Source organism: Pectobacterium polaris (assembly GCF_002307355.1).
In the GTDB taxonomy this organism is placed as follows: Bacteria; Pseudomonadota; Gammaproteobacteria; order Enterobacterales; family Enterobacteriaceae; genus Pectobacterium; species Pectobacterium polare.
In genome coordinates, this window is sequence record NZ_CP017481.1 from 967,191 (window position 1) to 980,999 (window position 13,809).

General features: G+C 52.4%; 14 protein-coding genes. 5 read left to right on the forward strand and 9 right to left on the reverse strand.

What is annotated here, in order from left to right; translation table 11 throughout:
* Positions 1-4 precede the first annotated feature (4 nt).
* Genes BJJ97_RS04400 through BJJ97_RS04420 form a run of 5 tightly spaced genes read right to left on the reverse strand, consistent with a single transcriptional unit; the run spans position 5 to position 4,778 of the window.
* The gene (locus tag BJJ97_RS04400; RefSeq protein ID WP_095993181.1) at positions 5-661 is read right to left on the reverse strand and encodes a phosphatase PAP2 family protein; all 657 of its coding nucleotides are present in this window, start codon (positions 659-661) and stop codon (positions 5-7) included.
* Positions 658-1,944 (reverse strand): F390 synthetase-related protein, encoded by a 1,287-nt coding sequence (locus BJJ97_RS04405; RefSeq protein ID WP_095993182.1) that lies wholly within the window; start codon positions 1,942-1,944, stop codon positions 658-660. The genes BJJ97_RS04400 and BJJ97_RS04405 overlap by 4 nt, the downstream gene beginning before the upstream one ends.
* On the reverse strand, positions 1,941-2,747 hold the full coding sequence (locus BJJ97_RS04410; RefSeq protein WP_095993183.1) for an MBL fold metallo-hydrolase: 807 nt from the start codon (positions 2,745-2,747) through the stop codon (positions 1,941-1,943). Before BJJ97_RS04410 ends, BJJ97_RS04405 begins: the two co-directional genes overlap by 4 nt.
* Positions 2,740-3,768 carry an NAD-dependent epimerase/dehydratase family protein gene (locus BJJ97_RS04415; RefSeq protein ID WP_095993184.1) on the reverse strand — a complete coding sequence of 343 codons (1,029 nt, stop codon included), beginning with the start codon at positions 3,766-3,768 and terminating at the stop codon, positions 2,740-2,742. The genes BJJ97_RS04410 and BJJ97_RS04415 overlap by 8 nt, the downstream gene beginning before the upstream one ends.
* Complete coding sequence (locus BJJ97_RS04420) at positions 3,765-4,778, reverse strand: ketoacyl-ACP synthase III (protein WP_095701161.1); 1,014 nt, start codon at positions 4,776-4,778, stop codon at positions 3,765-3,767. The genes BJJ97_RS04415 and BJJ97_RS04420 overlap by 4 nt, the downstream gene beginning before the upstream one ends.
* A 201-nt stretch (positions 4,779-4,979) precedes the next feature.
* Between BJJ97_RS04420 and BJJ97_RS04425 the strand changes: the two genes are divergently transcribed.
* Entirely contained in the window at positions 4,980-5,321 is a 342-nt protein-coding gene (locus tag BJJ97_RS04425; protein WP_052903639.1) for a GlpM family protein, read from the forward strand.
* A 43-nt stretch (positions 5,322-5,364) separates the two neighbouring features.
* Here the strand turns inward: BJJ97_RS04425 and BJJ97_RS04430 are convergent, their stop codons facing one another.
* Entirely contained in the window at positions 5,365-5,754 is a 390-nt protein-coding gene (locus BJJ97_RS04430) for a rhodanese-like domain-containing protein (RefSeq protein ID WP_039483193.1), read from the reverse strand.
* Positions 5,755-5,873: 119 nt separating this feature from the next.
* On the opposite strand from BJJ97_RS04430, the gene ftrA reads away from it, so the two are divergent.
* The 3 genes from ftrA (at position 5,874) to BJJ97_RS04445 (ending at position 9,193) form a co-directional block, all read left to right on the forward strand.
* The gene (gene ftrA, locus BJJ97_RS04435; RefSeq protein WP_095993185.1) at positions 5,874-6,869 is read left to right on the forward strand and encodes a transcriptional regulator FtrA; all 996 of its coding nucleotides are present in this window, start codon (positions 5,874-5,876) and stop codon (positions 6,867-6,869) included.
* A gap of 4 nt (positions 6,870-6,873) precedes the next feature.
* A complete protein-coding gene (gene pemB / locus BJJ97_RS04440; RefSeq protein ID WP_095993186.1) occupies positions 6,874-8,076 on the forward strand; it encodes a pectinesterase PemB in 1,203 nt (400 codons plus the stop codon).
* 379 nt (positions 8,077-8,455) lie between these two features.
* A complete protein-coding gene (locus tag BJJ97_RS04445; RefSeq protein ID WP_095993187.1) occupies positions 8,456-9,193 on the forward strand; it encodes a helix-turn-helix transcriptional regulator in 738 nt (245 codons plus the stop codon).
* On the opposite strand, the gene BJJ97_RS04450 is transcribed toward BJJ97_RS04445, so the two are convergent.
* Positions 9,171-9,824: an acyl-homoserine-lactone synthase gene (locus BJJ97_RS04450; protein WP_095993188.1), complete on the reverse strand. Its 654-nt coding sequence runs from the start codon at positions 9,822-9,824 to the stop codon at positions 9,171-9,173. The two genes, BJJ97_RS04445 and BJJ97_RS04450, sit on opposite strands and share 23 nt — an antisense overlap.
* Before the next feature lie 267 nt (positions 9,825-10,091).
* Positions 10,092-11,438, reverse strand: a complete 1,347-nt coding sequence (gene argG, locus BJJ97_RS04455; RefSeq protein ID WP_039483212.1) for an argininosuccinate synthase — start codon at positions 11,436-11,438, stop codon at positions 10,092-10,094.
* Between the two features lie 412 nt (positions 11,439-11,850).
* On the opposite strand from argG, the gene BJJ97_RS04460 reads away from it, so the two are divergent.
* The gene (locus BJJ97_RS04460) at positions 11,851-12,426 is read left to right on the forward strand and encodes a DJ-1/PfpI family protein (RefSeq protein ID WP_039483215.1); all 576 of its coding nucleotides are present in this window, start codon (positions 11,851-11,853) and stop codon (positions 12,424-12,426) included.
* A gap of 83 nt (positions 12,427-12,509) precedes the next feature.
* Here the strand turns inward: BJJ97_RS04460 and xylR are convergent, their stop codons facing one another.
* Entirely contained in the window at positions 12,510-13,688 is a 1,179-nt protein-coding gene (gene xylR, locus BJJ97_RS04465; protein WP_095993189.1) for a D-xylose utilization transcriptional activator XylR, read from the reverse strand.
* Positions 13,689-13,809 lie beyond the last annotated feature (121 nt).

Consider the following 13,809-nt stretch of genomic DNA (forward strand, 5'->3'; position numbering starts at 1 on the left):
GATGTCATTCCTGATGGCGCTTATCGTTAGGCAGCGGAGTCGCTGAGGAAATGGCCTTCACCGCCTCTCGGCTACGCAGAAAGACCCAGCCTGCGATCCCTGCCAGCATCGCGCCGGTCACCAGATCGATGAACAGGTGTCGGCGCAGTTGCAGGATAGAAAGGGCAATCGCCGCTCCCCACAGAAGGTACAAACTGGTTTTTACCTTCTGCTGGCCATCACTCATCGCCCACACCGCCAGCACCGTTAGCGCAATATGCAGTGACGGCAGGCAATTCTGCGGCGAGTCGATACGCAGCAAAAGCTGTAGCACACGAGTAGAGAGATCGTCCCCGACGACCTGCGGATACACCATCGTGGTCGGAAAAATCAGGTACACCGCACCCGCGATCAAGGCAGTCAGCTGCGTTGCCCGGCGTAATCCTGCCAGACGCGTAATCGGGCAGGATAAATAAGATAGCGGCACGATGATAAAAAACGAGAGATACAGCCAGATCGCCGAGGCGCTAAACGGAATCCACTCATCAACAAACGACGTCGGCAGCACCGTTCCCTGCCCCTGAAACTGCGCACTCAGTTGATATACCAGCCCGACCGTTCCCCAGCCGAAGAGCAGCGCTTTCAGTCGCAACAGCAGCGTTTCTTGAGGAAATAGCCTCATGCACTCTCCTTTAGGCGGGTAATCCGTCTGCGCTTTTGCGTAAATTCTGGCGCAATCTCACTGGCGGTGAGATGCCACCGTAGCCGCGACGCATCAATGCCCTGCAACGCAAACTGCTGTGACAGACTATCCCGACAGGCTTCCAGCTCCGGCAGGCTGCACGCGGCGGATAAATGCAGCGTCGCGTCGCCCTGCTGCACCAACCGATAGTCGGCATGCAGCGGCAGCGCATTGGCAATAATCCGGCTACAGAGATCCGCAAACACGGTCTGAGGCTCGCCGTTACTGTCCGGCAGTTGCAGACTGTCATCGCTACGCCCTTCAATGCGGGCAATCGCCATCGTCACTCGACCACACGCACAGGGCGTTTTTTGCTTCACCAACACATCGTCCAGCCGATAGCGCACAATCGGCTGGGTGCTGCGGGTGAAATCGGTGATGATGGGCGTAAAGCGTTCGTCATCCAGCCACTGCGGCTCGATGTGAATAAATTCTTCGTTGAGATGCAGCGTACCGTGCTCGCAGGTCGATGCCAGAAAGCCTTCCGTCGCCTGATACACTTCCCCAACCTGTCCGAAGACCTGCCGGAGCAATTGCTTGTCCTGCGGTTCCAGCACCTCGGCCACGGAAATCACCTTTTTGACCGACAGCCGTAGCTCACCACGCTGTACCGCCAGCGCCAGCTCGCGCAGCACCTGTGCAGGGGCGACGATAATCGATGGCGACCACGCTTCCAGCCGCGAAAAATGCTCAGAAAATGGCGCAAAGAGATCGTAAAACGACAGGCTGAGCCAGCGGTTATCCACGCTGTGATACAGGTTGTTATCAGCTCGCAGGAACAGCGCAACCCGCTCACCGACACGTAGCCCGTCCGGCAGCATTTTCGCCAGCATGCCTCCCGCCCATACCTGCTGTTCACGCGGGCTGACGACAAACAGACCACGCTGCCCAGAGGTGCCGGACGACAGCCCGACGCTAAACCCGCCCACATTCGGCGTGAAGTCGCGATCTTCCTCACTGCGGCGCGCGCAAGCGAGCAGTTCATCCCGCTTAAGCCCGGCGGTGTTCATCCGATCGAATTCGGCCATCATCACGGCTTTATTCATCATCGGCCAGGATGTCATGGGTAGCTGGCAGTAAGGCCGGAAATAGGGGCTGCGCGCCAGCACGCGCCGTGCAAAACGAGAAAGCTGGCGCTGCTGATGGCGTTCAAGCGCCTGACGAGTAGAAAAGGTCAGGCGTCTGGCGCGGAAATAGTGCCAGATCGTCATCAGCGGAATCATAGGTCACCCTCGTGACACAGCCGAATCTCGACTTGCCCGTTCAGGTGCAACTGGTGCAGTTGATCCAGCGTGTGGTAATAGGCTTTTGGATCGTCCATCACCAGATTCGCCAAGCGCGACGGCCCACGCCCTTCGCGATAGCTGTGCGGCGACCAGGCAGCATCGCTTGCCAGCAGCACCCAGCCGTTTTCCGTCAGTACAAACGCGCCGAGGTGTCCGGCAGCATGGCCGGGCAACGGCACCAGCACGATCTCTTTATCGCTACCCGGCAACGCATAGCCTTGCGTAAACGGCGCCAGCTCGGCTGGCAGATCGGTAAGCGGGAAGTTCTCAACAAACTGAAGCGCCTGCTCAAAATGTTCAGGGATCAGCGCGGGCACAAACGCCCGCTTCAAGGCCGCGAAACCGCGCAGATTCCGCGTCTGCTGCCATCCCAGCGCCGAACAGATAAACGGCACGTTAGGGAAATCCCGCAACCCCGCAATATGGTCGCCGTGAAAATGGGAAATAATCAGGCCGTCGATGTCCGCAGGTTGAATCCCCTGCCCGTGTAGCTGGTGAATCAGCGCATCTTTTGTCTCAAAATGCACTGGCGTCATTCTGCGGTACAGCTGGAACAGGCCGGATTGCGTGGCATCGGTAAAATGCTGGGCATAGCCTGTGTCCCAGAGCCAGCGCTTGCCCTGACTTTCCAGCATCCAGACGCGCGCCGGAAAACGGCACACTTTCCATCCCGCACCACGCAGCGCCATGCAGCCGGGATGCAGGCAGTACCCGACTTCAAACGTTGAAATATTAGCCATGTCCGTCAGTCCTCCGCTGTGCAAGGTGCGCATTGAACCAGTTACCCGTTAGCTCGATGCCCTGCTGAAGGGAGAAACGCGGCTGATATCCCAGCTCCTGCTTGGCTTTCTCCGCACTGAGCGTCATATCGAAATTCACCGCTCCCGCACTATAGCGCGTCAGCAGCGGCTCTTTCCGGCTAAACCACGAAAACAGCTCCATGCCACCCGCCACCGCATGCAGCAGCGGATACGGCACCGCCCTGACGCGATAGTTCATCCCTAGCGGCCCGATCAGCAGCTGCTCAAGCATCTCTGCAAGGCGTGTGGGCTCATGATTAGTGATGTTGTACGCCGAGCCAGACACCAGACCCATACGCTGGCTGGCAAGCACCATCGCTTCCACGACGTTGCCGACAAACGTCAGATCCAGCAGCGCTTCACCACCGCGCGGGAGCCGCAACACGCCACCGCCCACCGCGATCTGTTCCAGAACTCGCGGCAGAATCACGCGGTCGTGCGGGCCAAACAGGCCACGCGGGCGCAGAATCACGTAGGTGGTTTGCGGGTAGCGCGCCGTCAGCGTCTGAAGGCGTTCTTCCGCCAGAAATTTAGTCTGTGCATAGTGATTGGCAAAACGCGCCGCGCGGTAACTTTCATCGATATTCAGGTGGTGCTGGAAATCGAAGTAAATCGCGGGCGTGGATATGTGTACAAAGCGCGAGATACCCAACTGACCGGCGGCGTCGGCCAGCCGTGCCGTTACCTCAGTATTATTCTGGTAAAAATCATTATATTGACCCCACGGTGATGATTTCGCGGCGCAGTGCCAGACCACATCACAGCCCGCCATTAGCGTTCGAAACTGGTCTACCGAGGTTTCCACCAAATCGATACCGACAAACTGCGCGCCCAGCGCTTCAAGCTGTTGCCCCACCGAGCGATCGCGCCCGCAGGCCAGCACCTGATGCCCAGTCTGAAGCAGCCACTCCACCGCGTTACGCCCCAGCCCGCTGGTCGCGCCCGTGACGAAGACTCTCATGGGATCAATACCATGCCGCCCAGCGTCAACCCGGCGGCCGTACCGACCAGCATCGCGGGTTCACCCTCAGGCAGACGTTGCGTCACGATGGCATGATGCAGCGCCGTCGGAATCGAGGCCGCCACCTGATTACCGTGATAGCGGTAAATATCAATCAGCCTTTCGGTCGGGATCGCCAGCCGCTTACGCATATGTTCCAGCGACAGGTGACTGGCCTGATGCGGAACCACCGCCGCCATCTGGTCCAGCGAATAACCGCTGGCATCCAGCAGCCGTTGCAGATAGCCCTCAATCAGGGCAGAAGCCTGCCTGAATAGTCGTTTTCCCTGCATATGGAACAGAAAATCATGCAGTTCCATCCCCGCTCGCGGGTTACGCAAGGTACCGCCTGCGCGGATCTGGCACAGTTCGTTGCCCTTCGGGTAGGTTTCCAGCAGACACGCCGCAATGCCGCTGCGCCCATCGCCGCGTTCGACAATGGCACACGCGGCACCATCGCCAAAAATCAGCGACGACTCTTCGTCATCCCAATCGATACCGCGCGAAGCCAGTTCGGTAGAGACGATGGCAATGCGTCGATAGGCACCGGTATTTAACAGCCCGGCCGCCACCTGAAGCGCGGAAATAAAGCTGACGCAGCTGCTGTTAATATCGAAACTGGCCGTCCCTTTTGGCAGAGACGACGCTTTTAATAAGTGGCTGGCGCTATAAGGCAGCGCCTGAATCGGAATCGCGGAAGCAAACAGCAGCAGATCGATGGACGCTGGCGGAATAACGCCCCGCGCCAGCGCGTCATCTAACGCCGCCACACCGAGTTCCGCCTGGCTAGCATGATTATCCGCATGGTGGCGATAAATAATGCCTGAACGGCTTTCGACATAACCAGCGGGCTTATTGAGCCGCACATCTAATTCAGCCGACGTCACCCGCTGCGCAGGAAGCGCGCTGCCGGTAGAAATAATCTTGAGTGGAACCAATCCCTGAGTGACTGCATGACTTTGCGTCTTCAACTTCAATCCTTTCCAGATTTATTATCGTTTTACCCGTACTGAGCAGGCTATCACGTACGGTATTTATTCATTCTGCTGCTAAGAATAACGAAATCACCACAAATTGAAATCTTAAGCTGTGCGGTCGCCCTATTCCATCCCGACACTTTTTCGCTATTCTCTGTGCATTCGCGATGCTTAATTAAGCCAGAAGTTATACTTATGTCATTGTTTATCAAATCAGTTATTGGCGCGCTGATCGTATTGCTCATCAGCGTACTGGCGAAAAGCCGAAACTATTATATTGCCGGGCTGGTGCCGTTATTTCCCACGTTCGCGCTGATCGCACATTATATCGTTGGTACCGAACGTGGGCTGGAAGCGCTGCGCGCCACCATCCTGTTTGGCATCTGGTCCGTGATTCCTTATCTGGTTTATCTCATCTCGCTTTATTACTTTACCGCGTGGATGAAATTGCCCCAGGCACTGCTCGCGGCAGTCGTGTGTTGGAGTATATCAGCGGCACTGTTGGTCAAAATCTGGACGTGGTATCAGGGGAATTAGGTGTTGGCAGAAGGGATGGCCCCTCTGCCATAGGCAGGTGATATCAGGCGAAGGCGAAGCCTTCATCTTCCCATCCCGTGATTCCCCCTATCATAATTTTTACCGGGCGACCGAGTTGTGCCAGCTTTAATGCCGCCTGATCGGCACCATTGCAGTGCGGTCCCGCGCAATAGACGACAAACCGCGTGTCATCAGGCCACTCGGCCATACGCTCAGGTGTGATTTCACGGTGCGGCAGATGAATCGCCCCCGGTATATGGCGCGCGCTAAAGTGCTTCGTCGATCCCACCACATGCAATAACACAAAGTCCTGCTGAGTGTCAGAGAGCGACCCCGCTACATCCGCACAGTCCGTTTCCACAGACAGACGACGTGAAAAATGGGATAGGGCGATATCAGAAGCAGCAAAGGGATATTCAGTCACGTAACTCATCGATTTTTCTCATTGATTGGAATGAGGCTCGACTATAAAACGGATACATAAAGGCTGGCAGATGGCATTATTGCCATATATCGTCAATATCATGACAAGTTATTGAGGTGAGGAAACCGATGTTCAATCCGCTTGTTGTCGTACTCGCTTATGATGGCTTGTGTACATTCGAATTTGGTATCGCTGTTGAAGTCTTCGGCCTTCCTCGCCCCGAAATGGGTGAAAATTGGTATCAGTTTGCCGTTGCGGGTTTAGACAGTGGCGCAATGCGGGCAACGGGTGGCATCCATGTGGTTGCCGATGGTGGCCTTGAGCTGTTAACACAGGCAGGAACGATTATCATTCCCGGCTGGAAAGGCAGTGATGTGCCCGTCCCTGCACATCTGGTCGATGCATTACGCCAGGCACATCAGCAGGGTGCCAGGCTGCTCTCTATCTGTTCTGGCGTTTTTGTCCTCGCGGCGACAGGCCTGCTTTCCGGGCGACGCGCGACGACGCATTGGCGCTACAGCGACACGTTAAAAATGCAATATCCTGACATCAACATCGAGCCAGACGTGCTTTATATTGATGAAGGAACGATTCTTACGTCAGCCGGAAGTGCTGCGGGTATCGATCTGGGGCTGCATCTCATACGTCGGGATTACGGCAGCAAAGCAGCCAATCAAGTGGCTCGCCGACTGGTGGTCGCACCGCATCGTGATGGCGGGCAAGCACAGTATATTGAAAAAGCGGTACCTGTAGACTACGAACGCTCGCGACTCGGGCCGCTTATCGATCATGTCCGAGCCAACCTCGCGGAAGAGTATTCCGTTACGAAGCTGGCGGCAATTTCCTGTATGAGCCCACGCACGTTCCTTCGCCGTTTTTCTGCCGCTACGGGTACGACGCCAGCGCGCTGGCTACTGGCCGAACGGCTGAATACCGCACGCGATTTACTGGAAAACACGCGCTTATCGATCGAAAAAATCGCCGAAACGGTGGGATTCGGTACCGCAGCCTCGTTACGCCACCATTTTCGCCAGCAGCTCGATCTCACGCCCTCAACCTATCGGTTGCGCTTCGGGCAGAGAGCCGATGATATCCCAGAGAATCTTGCCGCTAAGAGAGGATAAGATCATGACAAAAACGACGTATCCCGGCACGATTCATCGCCCCATTCTCTCCTCGCAGGAAGCCGAACACTTCACGCTCCCACACTATTTCACGCGGCCTGGACACGATGATCAGGCAGAAACTGACATCTGGCAGCCCGCACCGATTGAGATCGATCCGGCGACGCCCTGGGTTGTCGGGCCACAGCTCGGGGTGGATGGCGCAACGCACACCCATGTTCAACAGGCGGTGAACGCCGCACTGCGGGCGCAGAATGGTCGAGCGCGTATTGAGATTAAATTGCTGCCGGGCACCTATACTGGCACGGTCTATATCCCCGCCGATGCCCCACCGCTCACGCTGTTTGGGGCGGGAGAACAACCGAATGACGTAGTGATTCAACTCGCGTTGGATTCGATGTTTTCACCGACAACCTACCGGGAAACGGTAAATTCGCACGGCGAATATCAGCCCGGTGACCCCGCCTGGTACCTGTACGATCTCTGTGCATCAAAACAGAACGCGACGATTGATACCATTTGTGCCGCCGTGGTCTGGTCGCAAAGCGACAATTTCCAGATGAAGAACCTGACGGTGGTGAATACCTTGCTGGATTCGGTAGACAGCCGAGCACATCAGGCCGTCGCGCTGCGCACCGATGGCGACAAGGTTCAGCTTGAAAAGGTTCACCTCATCGGTCGTCAGGATACGTTTTTCGTCAATACCAGCAACCTTCAGAATGAGTACGTCACGGACCGCTACAGCCGGGCCTACATTAAAGACAGCTACATTGAGGGCGATGTCGATTACGTTTTTGGGCGCGCGACCGCGGTATTCGAGCGCGTCCACTTTCATACGGTTTCCAGCCGTGGGGCGAAAGATATTCACGTCTTCGCGCCCGACAGCATGCCGTGGGTACAATATGGCTTTCTGGCAGTGGCGTGTCGTTTTACGGGAGACGAAGGTTTCAGCGGAGAAAGAAAGGCCAAACTGGGGCGCGCCTGGGATCAGGGAGCAAGGCAGACGGGATATCAGCCGGGCCAGACGGCAAACGGCCAGTTAGTGATTCGCGACAGCACGATTGACGCCAGCTATGACAGAGAACGGCCGTGGGGCGCTGCGGCAACCACCGCACGGCCCTTTACGGGTAACGCGGATTCAGCCCGCAATCTCGACGATGTGCATTTCAATCGGCTGTGGGAATACCACAATATCGACGAAGCGTAAGGTACAGCGAAAGGGATAACAAAATATGAAAGGCGGATGCAACTCATGAAGACAATTAATGTAATTGAGACCTGATGGGCCTGTAAAACAATACAGGCCATAGAGGAGAAAAAGCTATTTTTATTATACTATTGATAAATCTCGCTTAATTAGCATTCCCTGATGTTAGCCAATCATCACGCTTATCCTGAGCGGTGTTTGTTTCTTTTACTTTACGCCCTTAACATTGTCGTATAATTGTATGTTTTTCCACCTCAAAGAAAAGCTATACTAAGGTATAGGTTAGGCTATCGGTATAGGTTCCTATAGATATACCTATAGGTATAGGTATATACTTTTTCTACTACAGGATGTTGAGTTTTCAGGTTGAGGTCATGAGATGTCGCAATTATTCTCCAACAATGAAACTATAAGCAGAGTAATAAAAAATCAATTCGATACAGCATTAAGTCACTATGGCGACATCAAATATTCCTATATGGTATTAAATAAGAAAAAACCTACAGAAATTCTTATCATTTCAAATCACCATGACGAGTGGAGAGAGATATACCGAGCCAATAACTATCAACACATCGATCCTGTAGTCATTGCTGCACTTAATAAAATCACACCTTTCCCTTGGGACGAAGATTTACTTGTCAGCACACAACTGAAGATGTCAAAGATCTTCAACTTATCCAAAGAGCATAACATCACCAACGGCTATACTTTCGTGCTTCATGACCACACTAACAATCTGGTTATGTTATCTATCATGATTGATGAATCTAATGTGAGTAACATTGATGAGGTCATCGAGAGTAATAAAGATAAATTACAAATGACGTTGATGAACATCCATTCAGAAACCATCTCTCTTTACAGAGAGATGATCAGAAACAAAGAGGATGAAAGGTCAAATGATAAAGATATTTTTTCTCAACGAGAAAATGAAATTCTTTACTGGGCCAGCATGGGAAAAACCTATCAGGAAATCGCACTGATATTAGGTATTAAAACAGGAACCGTTAAATTCCACATCGGCAATGTTGTAAAAAAACTCGGTGTATTAAATGCCAAACATGCCATCAGACTTGGCATCGAATTACAACTTATCCGACCGGTTCAGTCATAGGCTCGAAAGACAGTGGCCACTCTCGTAGCTTACTTTCAACGAACTCTTGATTGTTATTTATACGACGAACTAACACATCCTGGCTTTCTTTGTCGACAGGTAAAAACAGTAGATAAACCCTTTCCTGCTTTTCTGACAATCCTTGTTCAACAACAGAAATTTTCCAGCCAGAACGCTTTAATATTGTGAGCATAGGATGGCTGACGATTGTGTAAACACCATCATATCCTTTACTTCTTGAGTAATTCACCGTTGCCAAAAAGAACATCGTGCTAACGGGATAAGTATTACCTAAAATAGTTTTCGACCGAGCTTTATCTACAAAAAAGCGACTCGACTCAATATAGTTCCCTTCGGGAATATCTACTTTATCAAAATAGGGAAAAAATGTGCCGGTAATCATATTAGGGTATTTTGTTTCGATTAACCGGGAACTGCAAATGACCTGATTATCTTCTACGCCGAAAAGATAGGTCGCGTTATCATCATCATATTGATCGAACTCCATCCCATTAATACATTTTACCGCCCAATTTAGCCGGTCCTTAAACGTTTCTTTTCTGAGCGTAAACAATTCTTCCGATTTTTTTTCCGACAATAGTGTGTAACTTACATCGAATATCTCTAACATTTTTCCTCCATTAAAAATTTGCAGCTAGACATCACAAAAACAGATACACCATCCAATACGTTCTTTTGCCTTTTAAAATCCTCGGCTTATTGTCATTGTATTCTGTCGCTTTCCACGGCGGTTGTACAGATGCAACCTGCATTGTCAGCAAGAGTTCATAAACAAAAAAACACCGCGAGAAAATCCAATATAACCATATGATAAACAGATAAAAAAAATCCGGAAACGCGAGACGATTCCGGATTTTTATATTGCTCAATCTGTGCGTTATTTCTCTGCTTTATCCTGCAGTTGCCCTACCTGCGGCAAACCCGTGCTGGCGGAGGAAGAGAGCAAGCCCGTTTCAGCATAATTAAACAGTTTTTCACGCGTGTCGGTAATATCCAGATTGCGCATGGTCAGTTGGCCGATACGATCATCAGGTGAAAAGACCGAGTCGCCTTTCTCCATGGTCAGACGTTCTGGCTTATAGGTCAGATTGTCAGACACGGTGTTCATGATGGAGTAATCATTACCACGACGCAGCTCCAGCGTAACCTCACCCGTGATGGCGCTGGCGATCCAACGCTGAGAAGAATCACGCAGCATCAGAGCCTGAGAATCGAACCAGCGTCCCTGATACAGGAAACGACCCAGCTGACGGCCATTGGCGTGGTATTGCTCGATGGTGTCTTCGTTGTGGATACCGGTAACCAGACGCTCATAGGCAATGTGCAGCAGTGCCATTCCCGGCGCTTCATAGATGCCGCGGCTTTTCGCTTCAATGATACGGTTTTCGATCTGATCGCTCATGCCCAGACCGTGACGACCGCCGATGCGATTCGCTTCCAGCATCAGTTCAACGTCATCGGCAAAGGTCTTGCCGTTCAACGCAACCGGGTGACCGCGTTCAAAACGGATGGTCACTTCTTCTGCTGGCACTTTGACGTTTTCGTCCCAGAACTTCACGCCCATAATCGGGTTAACGATTTTGACGCTGGAGTTCAGGAATTCCAGATCCTTCGCTTCATGCGTCGCACCCAGAATGTTGGAATCGGTGGAATAGGCTTTCTCGGCCGACATTTTATAGCCGAACCCTGCCTGTGACATAAACTCGGACATCTCCTGACGGCCGCCCAGCTCATCAATAAAATCAGTATCCAGCCACGGCTTGTAAATCTTCAGTTCAGCATTAGTCAGCAGGCCGTAACGATAGAAACGCTCAATATCGTTGCCTTTATAGGTGCTGCCGTCGCCCCAGATGTTTACGCCGTCTTCTTTCATTGCAGCAACCAGCATCGTACCGGTAACCGCACGGCCCAGCGGCGTGGTGTTGAAATAGGTCACGCCTGCCGTCGTGTTGTGGAATGCGCCACACTGAATCGCAGCGATACCTTCAGCAACCAGTTGCTTGCGGCAATCGATCAGGCGAGCATTTTCTGCACCGTATTCCATAGCCCGACGTGGGATTTCCTCGTAGTCATCCTCGTCTGGCTGCCCCAGGTTCGCGGTATACGCATAAGGCACCGCGCCTTTTTGACGCATCCAAAGCAGTGCAGCGCTGGTATCCAGACCACCCGAGAACGCAATACCAATACGCTGACCAACCGGAAGATGCTTGAGAATCGTTGTCATATATATAATCCCTGCTCGAAAGATCTCTGGATATAAGCTGAGTCGCCCACACCATTATGTTACGCCATACACTCATGAGCGCTCGGGCCCTGTGCACATCCTGCATCAAACGGGCCGGTCGATGACCAACATCGACACACTCACAAATGCATATTTATGCAAAATAAGTGAGTGATAATTTAAACATCTTTTTGGCGGGACAGGAAGAGAAGAGTCATACTTTCATGCAAAAAAATTCGTGGCTAATTCACGACCAAGTTAGCAAGTATAGCGCTATCTTCTCTTCAAGCTAAGCAGCAAAAATCGTTTACGCGACCCACTCGACATTAATAAAACATCGTTTCATTTTGGCGATATTTCTTTGCTATTCTCTTGCGGTTAACACCTTCCCTTGCATATTGCTGGAGATGCTATGTCTAAGAAAGTCGCCGTTCTGCTGGCTCCTGGGTTTGAAGAAGCAGAAGCGATTATGGTGATTGATGTACTGCACCGTATGAAGATAGAAGTCACCATGCTGTCATGCTATGACAGACTGGAGCTGCACAGTTATCACAATATTCGCATGTTTGCCGATGCTCTGCTGGAAAGAAGCCAGGACACGCTGTTTGATGCCGTAGTCATTCCTGGCGGCCCACAGGGAACGGTAAATCTGGCCGCAAACCCGATGGTCGTCGAGTTTATCCGTCGCCACGACGACGCGGGGAAACTGATTTGCCCACTGTGCTCCGCAGCCGCTCGCGTGCTGGGGGGTAACAAACTGCTGAAAGGCCGCCGCTACGTTTGCTCCGGGAATTTATGGCAGGACGTGACCGATGGCGTTTATGTTGACGAGAAAGTCGTGGAAGACGGCAATCTGATCAGCGGCAAGGGGCTGGGGGTCACATTCGACTTTGCCTTTACCATCGCCAGCCGTCTGACCGGTGACAAAGAAAACGCCAACTTCCAGGTTGAGCACATCGATTACGATTACTGGCGCGTGCCAGCGTAACCGTTCACCAACCTAATGATAAGGCGCGCACCCTCGCGCCTTCCTGTGTGACCTTCCAGCATGACCTTCTTTTATAGATAGCCTTAATAACCTTCCCCATAACGCTCGCGGTACTCTTTCGGCGTGATGTCATACCCTTTCTTAAAGACGGCATAAAAATAGGGCAGCGAAGGGTAGCCACACATCAATGAGATCTCACCAATCGAGAGTGAGGTCGATATTAGCAAGTTACGCGCCCGATCCAACTTCTCCTCATGAATCATGCCGTGAATAGTCTGGCCGACTTCGTCTTTGAAGCGTTTTTCCAGGTTCGAGCGGGAAATCCCTACCGCATCCAGCACCTGCTCAACCTTAATCCCTTTGCAGGCGTGATAGCGGATAAAATGCATCGCCTGAATCACAGCAGGATCGTGCACAGAGCGATAATCTGTTGAGCGACGTTCAACCACCCGAACTGGCGGCACCAAAATACGCTGTAGCGGTACATCAGACTGATTCAACAGCAGCTGGTGCAGCAGTTTCGCCGCGCGATACCCCATTTGGCGCGTGCCCTGCGCGACTGACGAGAGCGCAACGCGAGAAAGGTAGCGGATCAGATCTTCGTTATCGATCCCGATGACGCACAGCTTTTCCGGTACGGCAATATTCAGGTGTTCGCAGACCTGCAACAAATGGCGCGCGCGGGAATCCGTCACCGCAATAATCCCCGTCTGCGGCGGTAACCCCTGCACCCAGTCAGACAGCCGATTTTGCGCGTATTGCCAGTTATCCGGCGAGGTTTCCATTCCCTGATACACCACACCCTGATACTTTTCTGCCGCAACCAGCTGCCGGAAAGCATGCTCCCGTTCCTGCGCCCAACCTTTCCCGCCCGATGCCGGCAGGCCATAAAAAGCAAAGCGATTCAGCCCTTTCTCTTTGAGGTGCATAAACGCGCTTTCCACCAGCGCATAATTATCTGTCGCGATATAATGCACGGGCGGATAATCCTCGGGCTGATGGTAAGAACCGCCCACACCCACCAGCGGAACATTCACATCCTGTAGTAGCCGCTTGATCTCGCCATCGTCAAAATCGGCAATCACGCCGTCGCCAAGCCATTCTTTGATGTTATCAATGCGGCACCGGAAATCCTCTTCAATGAAGATGTCCCAGTCGCACTGAGAGGCCTGTAAATACTCGCCAACCCCTTCAACCACCTGACGGTCATACACTTTGTTAGCGTTGAACAGCAGCGTGATGCGATAGCGTTTTTCAAACATGGCAGTTGGCGCTCATTAATCGCAAGTTCCTTGAATAAAGTCTTCTTCCTTGAATAGCACAGCGCCCCAAGAGGCCAAAATAATTTACTGATTATTGCGAGCCGCCACGTATTTCCTTCGC